Source organism: Paenibacillus jamilae (genome assembly GCF_050482105.1).
Taxonomy (GTDB): domain Bacteria; phylum Bacillota; class Bacilli; order Paenibacillales; family Paenibacillaceae; genus Paenibacillus; species Paenibacillus jamilae_B.
Map to the genome: position 1 here is coordinate 59,681 of NZ_JBCNHI010000023.1, position 15,919 is coordinate 75,599.

General features: G+C 49.0%; 15 protein-coding genes and 1 riboswitch. Of the genes, 7 read left to right on the forward strand and 8 right to left on the reverse strand.

Annotation, left to right across the window (positions count from 1 at the left end; all coding sequences use genetic code 11):
* Positions 1-103: 103 nt before the first annotated feature.
* Positions 104-306, forward strand: a riboswitch (Lysine riboswitch).
* 134 nt (positions 307-440) lie between these two features.
* Positions 441-1,907 carry an amino acid permease gene (locus tag ABEW32_RS23095; protein ID WP_430192177.1) on the forward strand — a complete coding sequence of 489 codons (1,467 nt, stop codon included), beginning with the start codon at positions 441-443 and terminating at the stop codon, positions 1,905-1,907.
* Between the two features lie 119 nt (positions 1,908-2,026).
* On the opposite strand, the gene ABEW32_RS23100 is transcribed toward ABEW32_RS23095, so the two are convergent.
* Entirely contained in the window at positions 2,027-3,403 is a 1,377-nt protein-coding gene (locus ABEW32_RS23100; protein WP_430192179.1) for an MFS transporter, read from the reverse strand.
* A gap of 49 nt (positions 3,404-3,452) precedes the next feature.
* On the reverse strand, positions 3,453-4,580 hold the full coding sequence (locus tag ABEW32_RS23105; protein WP_430192181.1) for a transglutaminase domain-containing protein: 1,128 nt from the start codon (positions 4,578-4,580) through the stop codon (positions 3,453-3,455).
* A 280-nt stretch (positions 4,581-4,860) separates the two neighbouring features.
* On the opposite strand from ABEW32_RS23105, the gene ABEW32_RS23110 reads away from it, so the two are divergent.
* The 3 genes from ABEW32_RS23110 to ABEW32_RS23120 are packed head-to-tail and all read left to right on the forward strand — an operon-like array spanning position 4,861 to position 7,319.
* The gene (locus tag ABEW32_RS23110; RefSeq protein WP_290403215.1) at positions 4,861-5,106 is read left to right on the forward strand and encodes a FeoA family protein; all 246 of its coding nucleotides are present in this window, start codon (positions 4,861-4,863) and stop codon (positions 5,104-5,106) included.
* Positions 5,097-7,106 (forward strand): ferrous iron transport protein B, encoded by a 2,010-nt coding sequence (gene feoB / locus ABEW32_RS23115; RefSeq protein WP_430192183.1) that lies wholly within the window; start codon positions 5,097-5,099, stop codon positions 7,104-7,106. Before ABEW32_RS23110 ends, feoB begins: the two co-directional genes overlap by 10 nt.
* Positions 7,107-7,142: 36 nt before the next feature.
* Positions 7,143-7,319 carry a FeoB-associated Cys-rich membrane protein gene (locus ABEW32_RS23120; RefSeq protein WP_430192185.1) on the forward strand — a complete coding sequence of 59 codons (177 nt, stop codon included), beginning with the start codon at positions 7,143-7,145 and terminating at the stop codon, positions 7,317-7,319.
* Between the two features lie 85 nt (positions 7,320-7,404).
* Here the strand turns inward: ABEW32_RS23120 and xylB are convergent, their stop codons facing one another.
* Both xylB and xylA read right to left on the reverse strand, forming a co-directional pair.
* Positions 7,405-8,928 (reverse strand): xylulokinase, encoded by a 1,524-nt coding sequence (gene xylB, locus ABEW32_RS23125; protein ID WP_430192187.1) that lies wholly within the window; start codon positions 8,926-8,928, stop codon positions 7,405-7,407.
* A gap of 56 nt (positions 8,929-8,984) precedes the next feature.
* Positions 8,985-10,301, reverse strand: coding sequence for a xylose isomerase (xylA, locus tag ABEW32_RS23130; protein ID WP_430192189.1), 1,317 nt, complete (start codon positions 10,299-10,301; stop codon positions 8,985-8,987).
* 134 nt (positions 10,302-10,435) lie between these two features.
* On the opposite strand from xylA, the gene ABEW32_RS23135 reads away from it, so the two are divergent.
* Positions 10,436-11,608 (forward strand): ROK family protein, encoded by a 1,173-nt coding sequence (locus tag ABEW32_RS23135; RefSeq protein WP_430192191.1) that lies wholly within the window; start codon positions 10,436-10,438, stop codon positions 11,606-11,608.
* 184 nt (positions 11,609-11,792) lie between these two features.
* On the opposite strand, the gene ABEW32_RS23140 is transcribed toward ABEW32_RS23135, so the two are convergent.
* On the reverse strand, positions 11,793-12,023 hold the full coding sequence (locus ABEW32_RS23140; RefSeq protein ID WP_430192193.1) for a glutaredoxin family protein: 231 nt from the start codon (positions 12,021-12,023) through the stop codon (positions 11,793-11,795).
* Between the two features lie 55 nt (positions 12,024-12,078).
* Positions 12,079-13,020, reverse strand: a complete 942-nt coding sequence (trxB, locus tag ABEW32_RS23145) for a thioredoxin-disulfide reductase (RefSeq protein ID WP_064797230.1) — start codon at positions 13,018-13,020, stop codon at positions 12,079-12,081.
* Positions 13,021-13,299: 279 nt separating this feature from the next.
* Here trxB and ABEW32_RS23150 point away from each other — a divergent pair, with 279 nt between their 5' ends.
* A complete protein-coding gene (locus ABEW32_RS23150; RefSeq protein WP_013373094.1) occupies positions 13,300-14,031 on the forward strand; it encodes a ZIP family metal transporter in 732 nt (243 codons plus the stop codon).
* 80 nt (positions 14,032-14,111) lie between these two features.
* Here ABEW32_RS23150 and ABEW32_RS23155 read toward each other — a convergent pair whose 3' ends face one another.
* Both ABEW32_RS23155 and ABEW32_RS23160 read right to left on the reverse strand, forming a co-directional pair.
* Positions 14,112-14,579, reverse strand: coding sequence for a hypothetical protein (locus ABEW32_RS23155; RefSeq protein WP_430192196.1), 468 nt, complete (start codon positions 14,577-14,579; stop codon positions 14,112-14,114).
* Positions 14,580-14,591: 12 nt separating this feature from the next.
* Positions 14,592-15,146, reverse strand: a complete 555-nt coding sequence (locus ABEW32_RS23160; protein WP_430192198.1) for an NAD(P)H-dependent oxidoreductase — start codon at positions 15,144-15,146, stop codon at positions 14,592-14,594.
* A gap of 134 nt (positions 15,147-15,280) precedes the next feature.
* Here ABEW32_RS23160 and ABEW32_RS23165 point away from each other — a divergent pair, with 134 nt between their 5' ends.
* On the forward strand, positions 15,281-15,916 hold the full coding sequence (locus ABEW32_RS23165; protein ID WP_430192200.1) for an HlyD family secretion protein: 636 nt from the start codon (positions 15,281-15,283) through the stop codon (positions 15,914-15,916).
* Positions 15,917-15,919 lie beyond the last annotated feature (3 nt).

Here is a 15,919-nt window from a genome sequence, read left to right on the forward strand (position 1 = left end):
ATTTTCAAAAAATTGTCGATTGTCAGAAGGTGTACAGGTACGATATACTGTAGTTCGCTATACAATAAAATATCATGTCATACACCTCATCAATCCTGTTTTATGATGAGGTAGAGGTCGCGGATGTAATCAGTATACCGGAGGAGACGCCAAGAGCCGTCTGAGATTCCAGTAGAAAGGTACACCCGCCGAAGTATGCGGAGTTGACTCTTTGTAAATACTCCGTATGCTGGGGCTGCTAACCGAAAGGAGCAGAACTGTCACGCGATGTCCTAACACAGACACGTGTGTTGAGCTATCTTGTTATAGAAGAAGGTATGGTGCGGAATGCATAGACAAGACCGCAGGCGTATTCCCTGTGGTCTTTTGATTTATATACTCCCCCTCCTTCCGGCTCTTGCCCTGACATGAAATACAATTTCATGAAGGAGTGTTTGAACGTGCAACACAAAGCAACACCTGACGCAACCTTGCGGAAAAGTCTCAAAGCCCGCCATATGACGATGATCGCCCTCGGCGGCTCTATCGGAACCGGCCTGTTCCTCGCCAGTGGAGGGGCGGTCGCCGAAGCCGGACCTGGCGGTGCCCTGCTGGCTTATGCAGCAGTTGGTCTCATGGTCTACTTTTTAATGACCAGCCTTGGTGAATTGGCTACATTCATGCCTGAATCCGGCTCTTTTAATACCTATGCAGGTCGCTTTGTCGATCCAGCCTTTGGTTTTGCCATGGGATGGAACTTTTGGTACAACTGGGCCGTGACGATTGCTGCCGAATTGGCAGCAGCGACCGTGCTCATCAAATACTGGTTCCCGGAAAGCCACTCTGCCTGGTGGAGTCTGTTATTTCTGGCCATAATCTTCTTGCTAAACGCGTTGACGGTCAAAGGCTACGGTGAGTCCGAATACTGGTTTGCGATGATTAAAATTGTGACTGTAATCATCTTTTTGGCTGTAGGGGTGCTGATGATTTTCGGCATCATGGGGGGTCCAGCGGTTGGCTTTGCCAACTTCACGGTAGGAGATGCCCCTTTCCATGGCGGATTCTTCGCTGTATTGGGCGTGTTCATGGCTGCGGGCTTTTCCTTTCAGGGAACGGAGCTGATTGGGGTAGCCGCAGGCGAGAGCGAAAATCCTCGTGAAAATGTGCCGCGTGCTATCCGCCAGATCTTTTGGCGTATCTTGTTCTTTTATATTTTCGCAATTCTCGTTATTGGATTGATCATTCCGTATACGAATCCGAATCTGCTACGGGGAGATATTAGTGATATCGGAGTCAGTCCGTTCACGCTCGTATTTGAAAAAGCAGGGCTTGCCATTGCTGCCTCTGTCATGAACGCCGTTATTTTGACCTCCGTATTGTCGGCGGGCAACTCGGGTATGTATGCAGCGACTCGGGTACTGTACGCTTTGGCGCGAGAAGGTAAAGCCCCCCGTTTCCTTGGGCGTATCAATCGACGAGGCATTCCTATGAATGCACTTCTGATCACGACAGCTGTTGGTATGCTCGCTTTTCTCGCCTCCCTGTATGGAGACGGTGTAGTCTATAACTGGCTGCTCAATGCCTCGGGAATGTGCGGATTTATTACGTGGGTCGGGATTGCAGTCAGCCATTATCGTTTCCGCCGTGCCTTTACTGCACAGGGTCACAGTTTGAGTGAGCTTCCCTACAAAGCCCGCTGGTTCCCGTTTGGACCATTGTTCGCCTTTGCTCTATGTATCATTGTCATTATTGGGCAAGGGACAGATGCTTTCACCGGACAGGAGATTGACTGGAAAACGATGATCGCTACGTACATGAGTGTACCACTGTTCCTTCTGCTGTGGCTCGGCTACAAATGGATCAAACGTACTAAAATCGTTCCATTAAAAGAATGTGATTTGAGTTCAAATCCGCCTTCGGATAAATAATAGAACACTGTAATAAAAAGCCCGTCTCCACATATCAGGGAAAACACGCTGGTACATCTGGTCCCGAGACCGTTATCCGCATGTTGCCCTGTATATGCCCGGAGACGGGCTTTTTCTGTTTATTTGGAAGAAGCAGCTACTTCAGTTGACAAAGACATAGATAAGGCACGACGACTGAAAATACCATATATGACAGCAATCAGCGTCAACACTGCTGAAAACAAGTACAAATTAACGATACCCAGATGATCTGCAATCCAGCCCATTAACAGCAGCGAAATACAAAATGTCAGGCTTGTCAGTGTAGCCTGGGCGGATAGCACCTTGGGCAAATCATGTACCGACACACTCATCTGCATCATCGTGCGGCGGGAGACGACCGACATTTCCGCAGGTAGTCCCATCAATAGCACGATAAGAAGGGTTAGTGGCGGTAATGTGTTTAGTGCATACCAAGCCGTCAGCAGCCCGTAGCCTGCCATCCCTGCCAGCATGGCAGGCAGCAGTCTGCGCTGCAAAAGCTTGACGCAGGCAAGGACTACGATGCCGCCGCCAATCGCCCCTGCAAAATACGCGGCATTAATGTATCCCCACCATGCCTCACTCTTGTGTAAGACCTGCTGAGCGAAGGCAAGCGTGAACGCGCCTACCCAAACCGATCCCCCTAACAGGTCAATCATATCCATAAAAATAAGAGCCTTCAGTCTACGACTGGCTCCAATGAGACTCCAGCCTTCACGCAGTATTTCCTTTTTACGTTTAGGAGGCACCGATGGGCTCTCTGATTCTGGACCATACAGCTTATCTTCCAACTGTGCGGGAGGCAAGTCATGATGCCCTTGTCCCAGTTCGGTTACAGCCTCAGAAGCTGAGACATCTCCATTCTGCACTCTTGTTCCAGGCTGAAGCAAATAATGGGCTTTGCCCTCTAGGGGATCTCGAATCAAGCTGGTGAAGATCAGCGCTATCAAATACAGACCGCCAGCGACCAGCAATGTTTTTTCCGAGCCCAGCATAGCTACGAGCACGCCACTAAGACCCCACCCTGCTAATTGCACCGTCTGATCGCTGACCGATACCAGACTGTTTGCCCGCATGAGCCCTTCCCCGGAAGCAAGGCGGGGAATCAGTGCATTGCGCGCAGGTGTAGTCCAGCCGTCCAGAAAGGACATGGCTGCCACCAACGCAAACACAATCACCCATACGGGCTCCGTGCCCGCTGACCACAAGTGACCCAGCAGAATAGCGAAGAAAGCCAGTTGTCCGAACTGGGAAACAAATAAAATAAATGGAAGCTGGAATCGAGCCAAAATGAGCGGTGCCAAAAAGCCACTAATCATCTGTGCTCCCATTCGCAGTAACGGAACGAGCACCGAAGAGAAGATCGAGTCCGTTTCGTGAAAAACCAGAGACACAAGTGCCATAATGTAAAGAATGTCGGCCGCATTGGACATCGTCTGCGTGCCAAGCAAATAGGTAAAGGAACGCTTGTGCATATAAATTAGAATACTCCTTTGTTAATGTAGCTTTTTTACAGCCGAATAATTAAGTCCATTTTAGGGTTACACGAAGATTACCAGTACTTCCGAGATCCGTAATCTGATAGGAAATGGACTTCAAGCCAAGTTGATATAAGGACTGCAGATCCTCCTTGAGACTTCGTTCCGTCCCCTGATAGCCGAAGGTAAGTGACGTTCCTCCCTTATTTATCACCTTATGAACCTGTTCCTTGATATCGGCGGATGATTTGACCAGCCCCTTGCCGTCTTGCAGTGGATATTCCAGGTTGTTGTACTGTTTTTGATACGCGGCTGCCTTTGAACCTCCAGCAGCTATCAATGCTGATAAGGTTTCGCGATACGACGTGTTCGCCTGAGGGTACTGTTTCACCCATGAGTGATCCCGTCGCATTTCTGAGTCTGTCAGCAGATAATATGAAGTGCTTACCTCGTTCGCGCGATCAGGGGTCGGGTCATCCCATGTCGTATCCATGTGATACCATCGCCCATCTAATAAAACAAGATTCCACGCATGGAGTTGCCCTCCTGCTCTACCTTCCACAATTCGATTCGTAATGCCTGCTCGTTCGAGCATTTTATAGGCCAACAGCGAATAACCCTGGCATACCGTGCTGCCCGTTTTCAGACCATCGTAGGCTGTGTACTTTTGCTGTGCTTCATCATACTTCAGACGAACGACGATCCAGTCATGAATGGCCTTCACCTTTTCATGATCCGTCATTCCCTTCGTAATGATATCCCCCAGCACAGCTTGCACTGTGCTATCCACATATGCCGTCTGTTCCTTCGTCTCCCGGTAGCTTAAACGAATCGTAACCTGGGCGGAGGTGGTTGTGCCTGTATAGCTGAATGCGTAGCTTTTGATCGTATAATTCACATACGGATCGCTCTCCATCGCCTGCTGGATGGCCGTCTGTAACTGCTGCTTGAGACCGTTCACTCGCCCTTGATATGTAAAGGTCAGCGTTTCACTCCGCGTAGCCATTGCCTGTAAAAGCTTGTTCTGAAGCTGCTGCGATGATACGGAGGGAGTCGGCTTGACTGACGCCGCATACACATCGTTTCCCCACTCCACAGCCTGCGGCAGCAATACCGCCAGCGCCGCACCTGCAACCAGACATTTTACAAGCCTAACCCCGATTTTTCTGTTCATACAGAGCGTTCCTGCCCTTCTTAGCATAGTTGTAAACAGCTCTATCTTACCATAAAAACAGTTGCCCCAAACGCTCTAGTTTTGTCGGTTGCAGGCGAGTAAGAATGCATTTAAGGGCGAGTCGTGACACCATGCACTGCTATATAACAGTTGGGACCATAGGCAAGCATTTCATTCGCAGAGAATTTTATCACAGCAATCTAGTACTTCTCATGATATGGTACTGGCATCGGAAGTAAATGATATTGATTCTCATTCTAGATCAGAAAGGCTGAGCACCATGCCAGAATGTATCTCACTCCTTCGTACGCCGTTAGGAAAAACCGTGCGTTTGCAATCTCTCGCTCCCCTTCATCCCTCATTGCGCCGCCGCTTAACAGACATGGGCATCAACGAAGGCTCCATTATACGCTTAAAAAAGATCAGTTTATTGGGCGGCCCGATCGTCATTGAATGCAATGGCCAATTGGTTGGCCTCCGTCAAAATCAAGTGAAGCAACTGGAGGTCGTTCCGACATGGACATGATCGCGCTTTTCGGCAATCCCAATACAGGAAAAACCTCATTATTCAACAAGCTGACTCGTACGTATGCAGAGGTAGGAAACTGGTCCGGTGTCACGGTGGAAAAGAAAACAGGAATCTTGCGTGACAAGTCTGCCGTACTGGTCGATTTGCCGGGTGCCTACTCTTTACTCCCTCTGTCGCTGGATGAGGGCGTCGCAACTCGTTATTTGCTGGAGGAACCGCCTGCGGCGCTGATTAACATTGTCGATGCCTCCCAGCTCCAGCGCAATCTATATCTGACCGTACAACTATTGGAATATGGCCGTCCGCTTGTACTCGGCTTAAACATGACTGATGTCGCCGATGCCACCGGTCTTCGGGTAAACAAGGAACTGCTGGCTGACCAATTGAACGTTCCCATTATTCCAATGGTGGCACGTACAGGTAGTGGAAGTAAGCAGATGCTTGCTTCCCTTCGAGAAGTCAGACATGCATCCAATGCTTTTCAACTGGATTACGGTACTGCTGTCGAAGCTGCTATTGCGGATATTTGCAACTTGCTGCCGCATACATCTGTGCCTCAGCTCCGGTGGGCTGCATTACAATGTCTTGAAGACAATCCGGTCGTCATGGAATGGCTGACGAATGAGAAACAGCGTGAACAAGTGACTGCACGCATCCAGCGCTGCGAGGAGGAACTTCTCAGTGAAGGTAATGCCGGCACCCCCGCTCAGCATATTCGGTCTGTACGAACAACCTGGATTGCTGATCTCTGCGCCAAGGCAATTGACACCTCCAAACTCAGAACTCACAGTCTGACTGATAAGCTGGATGCACTGCTGACTCATCGGTATTTGGGGATTCCAATCTTTTTACTGCTGATGTACGCCACCTTTAAATTTACCTTTGATTGGGCGGGTACTGTGCTATCAGATATGCTGGATGAATTTTTTTCAGGCACACTCAGCGGCTGGATTTCTGAATTACTTGTTCACTTGAACGCGTCCGCTTTTACGCAAAGTCTAGTCGTGGACGGCATCGTGGCTGGAGTCGGGGGTGTGCTTGTTTTTCTACCTCAAATTGCTATCTTATTTTTGATTATCTCGGTAATTGAAGACTCTGGGTATATGGCACGGGTCACGATACTCATGGATCGCTTGATGCAGGCTGTTGGCTTGAACGGGAAAAGCTTTATTCCCTTCATTATCGGATTTGGCTGTAATGTTCCAGCAATTATGGCGGCACGCACCATCGAACAACCAAGAGAACGCCTCATTACAACGTTGCTGGTACCCTTTATGTCATGTTCGGCCCGTTTGCCGGTGTATGCGTTGTTTGCAGGTGTGTTTTTCCCATCACACGGGGCAAGCATCATCATGCTAATGTATGTGTTAGGGATCATCGTATCGTTAATACTTGCCAAAGTTTTTTCCAAAGTATCTATTTTATCAGGCGAGCCTTCCCTCTTCATCGTGGAGCTCCCTCCCTATCGGGTGCCACAGGCTCTTACACTATTTCGCAGCACATGGGAGAAGGTCAAGGGCTTCGTCCGTAAAGCCGGAACGATTATTCTTGCAGGCTCGGTTGGCATCTGGCTCTTGTCCAATTTCGGTGCGCAGGGCTACGGAGCTGAAATGAATGACAGCCTGCTTGCCACCGTTGGAGGATGGTTTGCACCTGTATTAGCCCCTCTCGGTTTTGGCACCTGGCAAGCAGGCGCGTCCCTGCTCACAGGCTTTATGGCTAAAGAGGTTATCGTATCAACCATGAATATTATTTACCACGTTCCTGATATGCAGGGATTGGAATTGCAAGTCAGTCATGCGTTTACACCGCTTGCCTCATTTAGCTTTATGGTGTTCATTCTGTTGTATGTTCCGTGTCTCGCCACGGTAGCGGTTATTCGCAAAGAGACACTCTCCTGGCGATGGACTGCATTTTCTGTGATCTATCCTTTGACTGTGGCATATATCATCACCGTCTTGATCTATCAGTGTGGCAGATTATTAGGTTGGGGGTAAGTCAAGCCCTACAGTATATAGAAGGAAGTGGATTCCGTGGTCAATATCATTATTTTATTGGTGATCCTCGGTTATAGTGCGTGGGTGTTGGTACGATTTTTGCGAAAAAGCCGCCAAGGCGCTTGTGCTGGCTGTTCATCGAGCAAGTCATGTCCAGGCTGTGCCGGGAGCTCAGTGAATGAGGATCATGTGAAAATGAAGAAAAGTCTTTAATTCATAATATCATCACATAGAAAAAGCGGCTTTGGAGGTTTCTACCCCCAAAGCCGCTTTCCATTTAGGCTCAAAACACACTGTACTACCGATAAACCGCCAAATGCTCACTTAGCTCCCGCGTATGCAGATACACTTCACGGTATAGCTCGTATAAGCCTTCATACTGTGCCACACGTTCCGGGTTCGGCGAATATCTTGCTGCTTCACGCAGAAAAGCTTCGGCGCACGCTTGCAGCGATTCAAACCACCCGCTACCATAGGCAGCCAGCATGGCCGCCCCCAAGGCAGGTCCCTGCTCACTTTCCAGCTTGACGATATCCGCGTTAAAAATATCTGCCTGCATTTGCAGCCATGCCTCATTACGCGCTCCGCCGCCGATGGAAATCACTTCATTCACCGTTTTGCCTGTGCCCCTAAGAATATCAATGGATTCCTTGAGCGAAAACGTAATTCCCTCCAGCACCGCCCGTGAAAAATGCGCAAGCTTATGCCCTGCATCCATCCCGATAAAGCTGCCTCGAATTGTAGCATCCGGATGAGGAGTGCGTTCGCCTACAATATAAGGCGTGAACAGCAGTCCACGGCTGCCTGGCTCGATCGAATTGACATCTTCCAACAACGCATCAAAAGAATGTTCCGGCGCAAAGGTATCCTTAAACCAGGTCAAGCTGTATCCGGCCGCGAGTGTAACCCCCATGATATAATAAGCATCCTGCTCACTATGATTAAAAAAATGGGCTCGTCCCTGAACATCGATATCCTTACGTTCCTCATAGGAAAGTACAACTCCTGAGGTGCCGATGCTGCACAAGGTGCGGCCTTCGCTCAAAATGCCAGCGCCAATCGCGCCACATGCGTTGTCTGCTCCACCTGCATAGACCTTGGTCTCAGACGAAAGCCCGCTCTGCTCCGCAATCTCCGGCAATAGTGTACCCGTCTGGTCAAAGGATTCCACCAGCGGCGGGAACAGCGACAACGGCAGATCAAACGTAGCTGCGATCTCTTCGCTCCACTGCTTGTTCGCGATGTCCAGCAGTAGTGTGCCCGCCGCATCCGAATACTCCATCGCCAACTCTCCAGTGAGACAATAGCGCACATAATCTTTGGGCAGCATAAAATGGGCCGCACGAGCCAGCACGTCTGGCTCATGCTCCTGCACCCACAGCAGCTTGGGCAGCGTGAAGCCTTCCAGCGCGCGGTTGCGGGCGATACTTAGCAGCGCTGGCCCGAGCTGTTCTTCAATACGGCGGCATTGGGCTGTTGTACGCGTGTCATTCCACAAAATAGCTGGACGAAGCACTTTGCCTTCCTTGTCAGTCAGCACAAGTCCGTGCATCTGTCCCGAAAAGCTAATGCCGTCCACAGCATCTGTTCCGCCGATTCCGGCCTTCTCCACAAGCTGTTTCAGTGATGCCAACGTCCCACGCACCCAGTCTTCGGGTTGCTGTTCGCTATACCCTGCTTTCGGCTGATGAAGAGGATATGACTGAGAGGTTTCATAAGCCACCTGGCCCTTGCGGTTGACCAGCACCGTTTTGACCGCGCTGGTACCCAAATCCACGCCGATAACATAGCGTTCCTGCTCCTGATTTAGCTTCTCCTGCATTGGAGTTCCTCCTTCCCTATAATCGTGCAGCCCTTATTCATACATAAATTGTGGCATTAATCAGCCAAAATGTATTGGTTTAATGTTGCCTTCAGATATTCCTGACGACCGGACACGTTTTTGCGTGGTGCTTCGTTCGCCAGAGCATATTCAGCCAGGGAAGCAAGCGTTGCTTTTCCGGATACGATATCCGCTCCAATGCCTTCTTTAAAGCTGCTGTAACGCTTCTCAATAAAGTCCTCAAACACACGATCCTCAATCAGTTTGGCGGCAACCTTCAACCCCTTCGCATACGTATCCATACCTGCAATGTGCGCAAGGAACAAATCTTCTGGCTCAAACGATGCTCTGCGCACCTTGGCATCAAAGTTGATACCGCCACGGCCCAGTCCTTCATTTTGCAACACTTCATACATGGTTAGTGTGGCATCATACAGATCAACCGGGAATTCATCCGTATCCCAGCCCAGCAGCAAATCACCTTGGTTGGCATCCAGGGAACCCAACATGCCGTTAACCCGTGCTACACGGACTTCATGGTCAAAAGTATGACCCGCCAAAGTGGCATGGTTAGCCTCCAGATTCAGTTTGAAATGCTGATCCAGATCATATTTTTGCAGGAAGGCAATCGTCGTCGCCGCATCAAAATCATACTGATGTTTGGTTGGCTCCTTCGGTTTTGGCTCAATCAGGAACTGAGCATCGAAGCCGATTTCACGCGCGTAGTCCACGGCCATATGGAACATCCGTCCCAAATTGTCCTGCTCCAGCTTCAAATCTGTATTCAGCAGTGTCTCGTAGCCTTCGCGACCTCCCCAGAAAACATAGTTATCTGCGCCCAGACGTTTGCCCACTTCCAGTCCTTTTTTGATTTGAGCAGCTGCATGTGCGTATACATCTGCATTGCAAGTTGTCGCAGCTCCATGTAAATAACGTGGATGGCTAAACATATTCGCCGTGTTCCACAGCAGCTTTTTCCCCGTAGCCTTCATATGCTCCTCAATCAGGTCCACGATGGTATCCAGATTGCTGTAAAATTCCTTCAATGACGCACCTTCAGGCGCAATATCCACATCGTGGAAGGCGAAATAAGGCAAATTCAGCTTATCCAGCAGCTCAAAGGCAGCTTCCACACGTGCTTTCGCCAAATCTAGTCCAGTAAACTTGGACCATGGGCGTTCCGCAGTCTCTACTCCAAAAGGATCAGAGCCACCTGCAACCAGCGTATGCCAATACGCCATACTAAAACGCAAATGCTCCTCCATCGTTTTTCCCGCTATCATTTCCTGAGGATTATAAAATTTAAATGCGAAAGGATTATCGGATTGCTTGCCCTCGAATTTAATTTTAGATACTTGTTCGAAATAAGCCATTATAAGTTCCTCCTTTGTAGTAAACGTTTACAAAAACGATTCTAGCACAGCCAAGAAACTTTGTCTATTGCTTAAACTAAGTTTATTTTTATGATATAATAACGGGAATTACATCAACAGGAAGTGAAATAACCATGAATGTTACTGGCGATCAGGCGCTTGTCAAAAAGCTGAATAAATCCATTGTGTTGGAGCGTATCCGCCTTCATGCTCCACTATCCAGGGCACAGTTATCCAGTCAAACCGGCTTAAACAAGGCCACCGTGTCCAACCTGGTTGCAGAGCTTATCACCGATGGATTGGTGTATGAGACGGGATTGGGTGAATCCAGCGGTGGGCGTAAGCCTTTAATGCTGCTGTTCAACAGCCGTGCAGGCTTTGTACTCGGTATCGAGGTTAGTGTGCAGTACATCAAGGGTGCTCTGACCGATCTGTCAGGTACCATTGAAACAGAGCTTACCCTTTCCCTAGCCCAGCGCGACCCTGACTTTATCATCGAACAGATTCGTAAGCTTGTTCAACAGCTTGTTCAGGTCGCTCCTCCCTCCCCTCACGGCATTGTCGGCATTGGGCTGGGGGTGCCAGGGATGGTGGACGAAAGCGGAAACGTTTTATTCGCACCCAATCTGGGCTGGGAAGAGGTTCCACTGCGGCAGCAGCTTGAGACAGAGCTGGGTCTGCCCGTGGTGGTGGATAATGAGGCCAACGTCGGTGCACAAGGCGAGTTGTACTATGGTATGGACGCCGATCATCGTCAGCTGGTACGGGATCTGGTCTACATTAGTGCAGGGTCCGGGATCGGGGCCGGAATTATTATTGACGGCAAGCCGTACCAAGGAGCTTGGGGATACGCAGGCGAGACTGGTCATATGTCCATTGACTGGAATGGACGGCTATGCTCTTGCGGCAGCCGAGGCTGCTGGGAGCTGTATGCATCGGAGAAGGCGTATGTAGCATCCACATTGAAGCTGCCCGCACATAGTACAGCGGAATTACTACCGTTTGCTCAGCAAGATGATGCGAGTACAATAAGCGTCCTTGATGAAATTGGGCGATATTTGGGTGTGGGTATTACCAACATTGTGAACAGTCTAAACCCCGGCATGCTTATCATTGGCGGTCCACTTGCGGAAGCCAGACCTTGGTTGGAGCGAAGTATGCGTGCAGTAATCGAAGAGCGCGCCCTGCCCTATCACCGTCGGCAATTACAGATTCGTTTCTCCACGCTTGGCAGCCGTTCGACGATGCTAGGTGCCGCCTATGCGGCAACAGCCCCTTTTCTCGGGCGTGTACGCGTATCTTTATAAAAAAAGCGTACGGGAACACCCAGGTTCCTGTACGCTTTTTTTGCTTAGGATTTTACCAAACCCTCTGTTTGCAACCCGTTTTATTGATCGTCCCCAGTCTAATAAACAAGGCCCCCGTTGCAGTATGGAACTGCGGCGAGGGCCTTGTTTAAACCATATGAAAATCACATGCTGTTAGGTTGTATTAAGCGTTCAACACTTTTTCAAACTTGGTTTTGTTCATACCGGAAATACGTTCTTCCCCGATCAAAGTCAATGGAACGGCACGAATGCCCATATCCCACACCTCTTGAGCAAAAGCTTCATTCGTTTCAATGTTGCGCTCTTCATATTCCACGCCTTTTTCAGTCAGGTAACTCTTTACTTGACGACAATGTGGGCAGTTTGTGGATGTGTATACGATTGCTTTTTCCATGAATATCACCTCATCATTTATTTTGTTACATCATATTTATTCACACTTGCAAGTATTACAGGGCCAGTGCACTGTGCTCCAGGCTTTCAATGTATTTCTCGCTGTCCATAGCAGCCATACAACCACTACCCGCTGCGGTAATCGCTTGTCTGTAGCGTGTATCCTGTACGTCGCCACAAGCGAATACGCCAGGCACGTTAGTTTCGGAGGTACCCGGATTAACGACGATATAACCGTTCGCATCCGTAGTAATTTGCCCCTCAAGGAAGCCTGTATTCGGATGATGACCAATTGCCACGAATACGCCGCTCACTGTGATGATTTCCTCTTCACCTGTGGCATTGTTCAGCACTTTCAAGCCAGTTACTCCGTTTTCGTCTGCAATCACTTCTACAGGAGTACGATTGAGTGCCCATTCAATTTTGCTGTTCGCACGAGCACGGTCTTGCATAATTTTGGAAGCTCGCAATTCTTCACGACGATGTACCAACGTTACTTTGGAAGCAAAACGAGTCAGGAAATTGGCTTCTTCCAGTGCAGAGTCTCCACCGCCAATAACAACGATTTCTTTGCCACGGAAGAAGAACCCGTCACAGGTAGCGCAAGTGCTCACACCACGTCCGATATTATCCTGTTCGCCAGGAATCCCCAGATATTTGGCAGTCGCCCCTGTGGAAATAATCAGCGTATCGGTAACCAGTTCACCCAGACCTTCCACATCTAATGTAAATGGACGAGCAGTTGTGTCTACCTTGTTCACCCAGCCTGTACGGAATTCAGCGCCAAAACGCTCCGCTTGCTTACGCATATTATCCATCAGATCGGGTCCCATGATTCCTTCAGGAAAGCCCGGAAAATTTTCAACTTCCGTAGTTGTCGTTAATTGCCCGCCTGGCTGTGGTCCTTCGATCACGAGCGGGTTCATGTTAGCGCGTGCCAGGTAAATAGCGGCGGTCAAACCGGCAGGGCCGGTGCCTATAATAATGGACTTGTACATATCTTGGTTCCTCCTAAAATATCATAAGTATTATATAGCAAGTTTTCGGTACCGGGTGCTGGGCTGCTGCATATACTCTACAAGTAGTTCTGCCAGCAAAGCTTATACCAAAATGTGGACACCCGGATGTAGAAAAGCAAATCACTTGTTTGTAACTTTTATGACTTAGACTGATTCTAAATCCTAATTTCATTATGCGGAAAGAGCTGTAAACAGTCAAATGAAGTTTTCATGAAGCGAAGTTTAAAGATAATGAGGTATGGAGGGATTATCCCGATTATGAATGACGTTTTTGTAGGTAGCTTAATTTCTGCCCTGTCCACCGGACTCGGCGCCGTGCCTATATTGTTTATGCGTAATATCACGCATCGGCTTCGTGATGTTCTGCTGGCTTATGCCGCAGGAATTATGACCTCTGCATCCGTGTATAATCTGATCCCCGAAGCGATCCAGCATTCCAATTGGTTCGTGCTGACTGCAGGTATCTTGCTCGGCTGCCTCGTATTACTGGTGATGGAAATGTATATCCCCCATGCTGATCTGGAGGACCCGGATTCCAAAACCTTTCAACTAGAGTCCAAATCTTTCCTCATTATTGCAGCCATTACGCTGCACAACTTGCCAGAAGGGCTCTCCGTTGGGGTCAGCTACGCGAGTGAGACTCAGAATCTTGGCAATCTCATTGCCTTTTCTATCGGTCTGCAAAATGCGCCGGAAGGCTTTATCGTAGCGTTATTCCTTGTAAACCAAAATATCGGTCGCTTCAAGGCATTGGGTATTGCCACCCTTACAGGAGCCGTGGAAATCATCACCAGTCTCATCGGCTTTTATTTAAGCAGCTGGGTAAATGGACTGGTGCCCTATGGTCTTGCTTTTGCCGCTGGGGCTATGATGTTTATCGTCTATAAGGAACTGATTCCCGAAAGTCACGGGGACGGTAACCAGCGGATCGCCACATTTTCTTTTATTCTCGGCTTAATTACAATGATCGGACTAACCGAATGGCTATAGCCGTGCAACACAAAAAGGCTGTTCTCTGCCTGTAATTCAGACAGAAAAGCAGCCTTTTAACATGTTTAAATGGAGGAATCTCATTTTTTTTGGTTCATGGAGCGTAATGCTTCCCGGTACTGCTCATCGTTACTTTTGGAAGTCCCTTTCTCCCCATTGGATTTTTGAGAACTTCCATCCTTTTCCCCGTCCTTTCCAGCAAAACCACGCAAAGCCGCACGGTAATCCCGATCCCCATAAGCACCTTCCATTTTCTCTGAATCTTTTTCCACCTTCATATCGGTTTGAACATGAGGCAACTTGTGATGCTCCTCGGCATGATGCTCTTCAGCGCTGGCATCTTGAGGAGTTCTCTCTACCGCAGGCTCTGTCAATTCATGCACCTGGGGTTCCACTTGCACAGGATAGGGACGCTTGCTTCTCTGCCTTGAATCCTCTTGAGTAGAGCGATTCTTGGTTTTGGGCGAGGACTTGCGCGTCATCTTCGTATTAAATACCAGCAAAAAGATCAAGGCAACCACAGCTACTGCGATAAAAGCAATGGTCATTGCTTCGGCCTCCTATTCTCTTTCAGCGCTACGGTACCGTCCCGCCATTTCAGCGACCCGTTTGCCCAAAGAGCGACCTAAAGCAAGATCATCATCCTTTGGAAGGTTGGGTGGCCCATTGGGATCTGTCTCCACCGGACATGTTACCCCCACACCGTAATAGGAGCCGTAGAGCGCATTTTCCGTAATACTGGCGGGTAGTCCTACAATAATCATACCTTGATGAAGCATTGGAGTAATCAAATTCAACAGCGTTGATTCCAGTCCACCATGAACGGTAGCGGTTGTACAAAACACTGCGCCGATTTTGTCCACTAGCTTGCCCTGCGCCCACAGATATCCAAGCTTGTCAATCCAGCTCTTCAGGCCACTGCTGATGGTACCAAAATGTCCCGGGCACCCCCAAATAATCGCATCCACGTTGACTAGCTCATTCACATCGGCCTCATTCACATGTTTCAGCAGCACTTCTGTGTGATCCAGGTGTGCGCCTTCTGCGATCGATTGAGCGAGACGTTCGGTATGTCCATTTTCACTGTCATATACAATCATAATTCTGGTCGTCATTATGCGCATCATCCTTTATCAGCAAGATCATCCTTTTTGCATACGCTCTTAACCTTTCCCAAAATCCATCTGAATATTATGAGTTGTTTGACGCATACTTTGAACATCCAAAAACACTAGGGAGGCAAGCATCAATGAATTCACGCGCTATATTAGTCAACCTGCTGGTAATCATCATTATTCTGGCAGGAGGTGGAGCCGCCGCCTACTACTACAATCAATCCGCAAACTACATAAAAACCGACAATGCACAAGTGAGCGGACAAGCGGTTACTGTTGCCTCTCCAAGCGCGGGAAAGCTAACGGGCTGGAACGCGGAAGTTGGTAAAACGTACACCGCTGGCAGTACGCTTGGTAGCGTAGAAGGAGGCGGAAGCCGGATCAGCGTTACAATCCCGACTGACGGTACCATCGTACAGCAAACTGCTGTCAACAACTCAATTGTCGGAGCGGGTACTCCTTTGGCGAAAGCATTTGATCTGAACAATCTTTGGATTACCGCCAATATAGATGAAACGGCTGTACAAGATCTCCAAGTAGGACAGACCGTAGATGTGTATATCGATGCTTACCCGGATACGTCCCTGACTGGTAAACTCGAAAAGATCGGTCTGGCGACCGCATCCACCTTTTCACTGCTGCCCACTTCCAATACCACTGCCAACTATACCAAGGTGACGCAGGTCGTGCCTGTCAACATTTCCATTCAAGGTTATAAGGGCTTGGGTATTATCCCGGGAATGAGTGCGACGATCAGAGTTCACAAGTAGGAG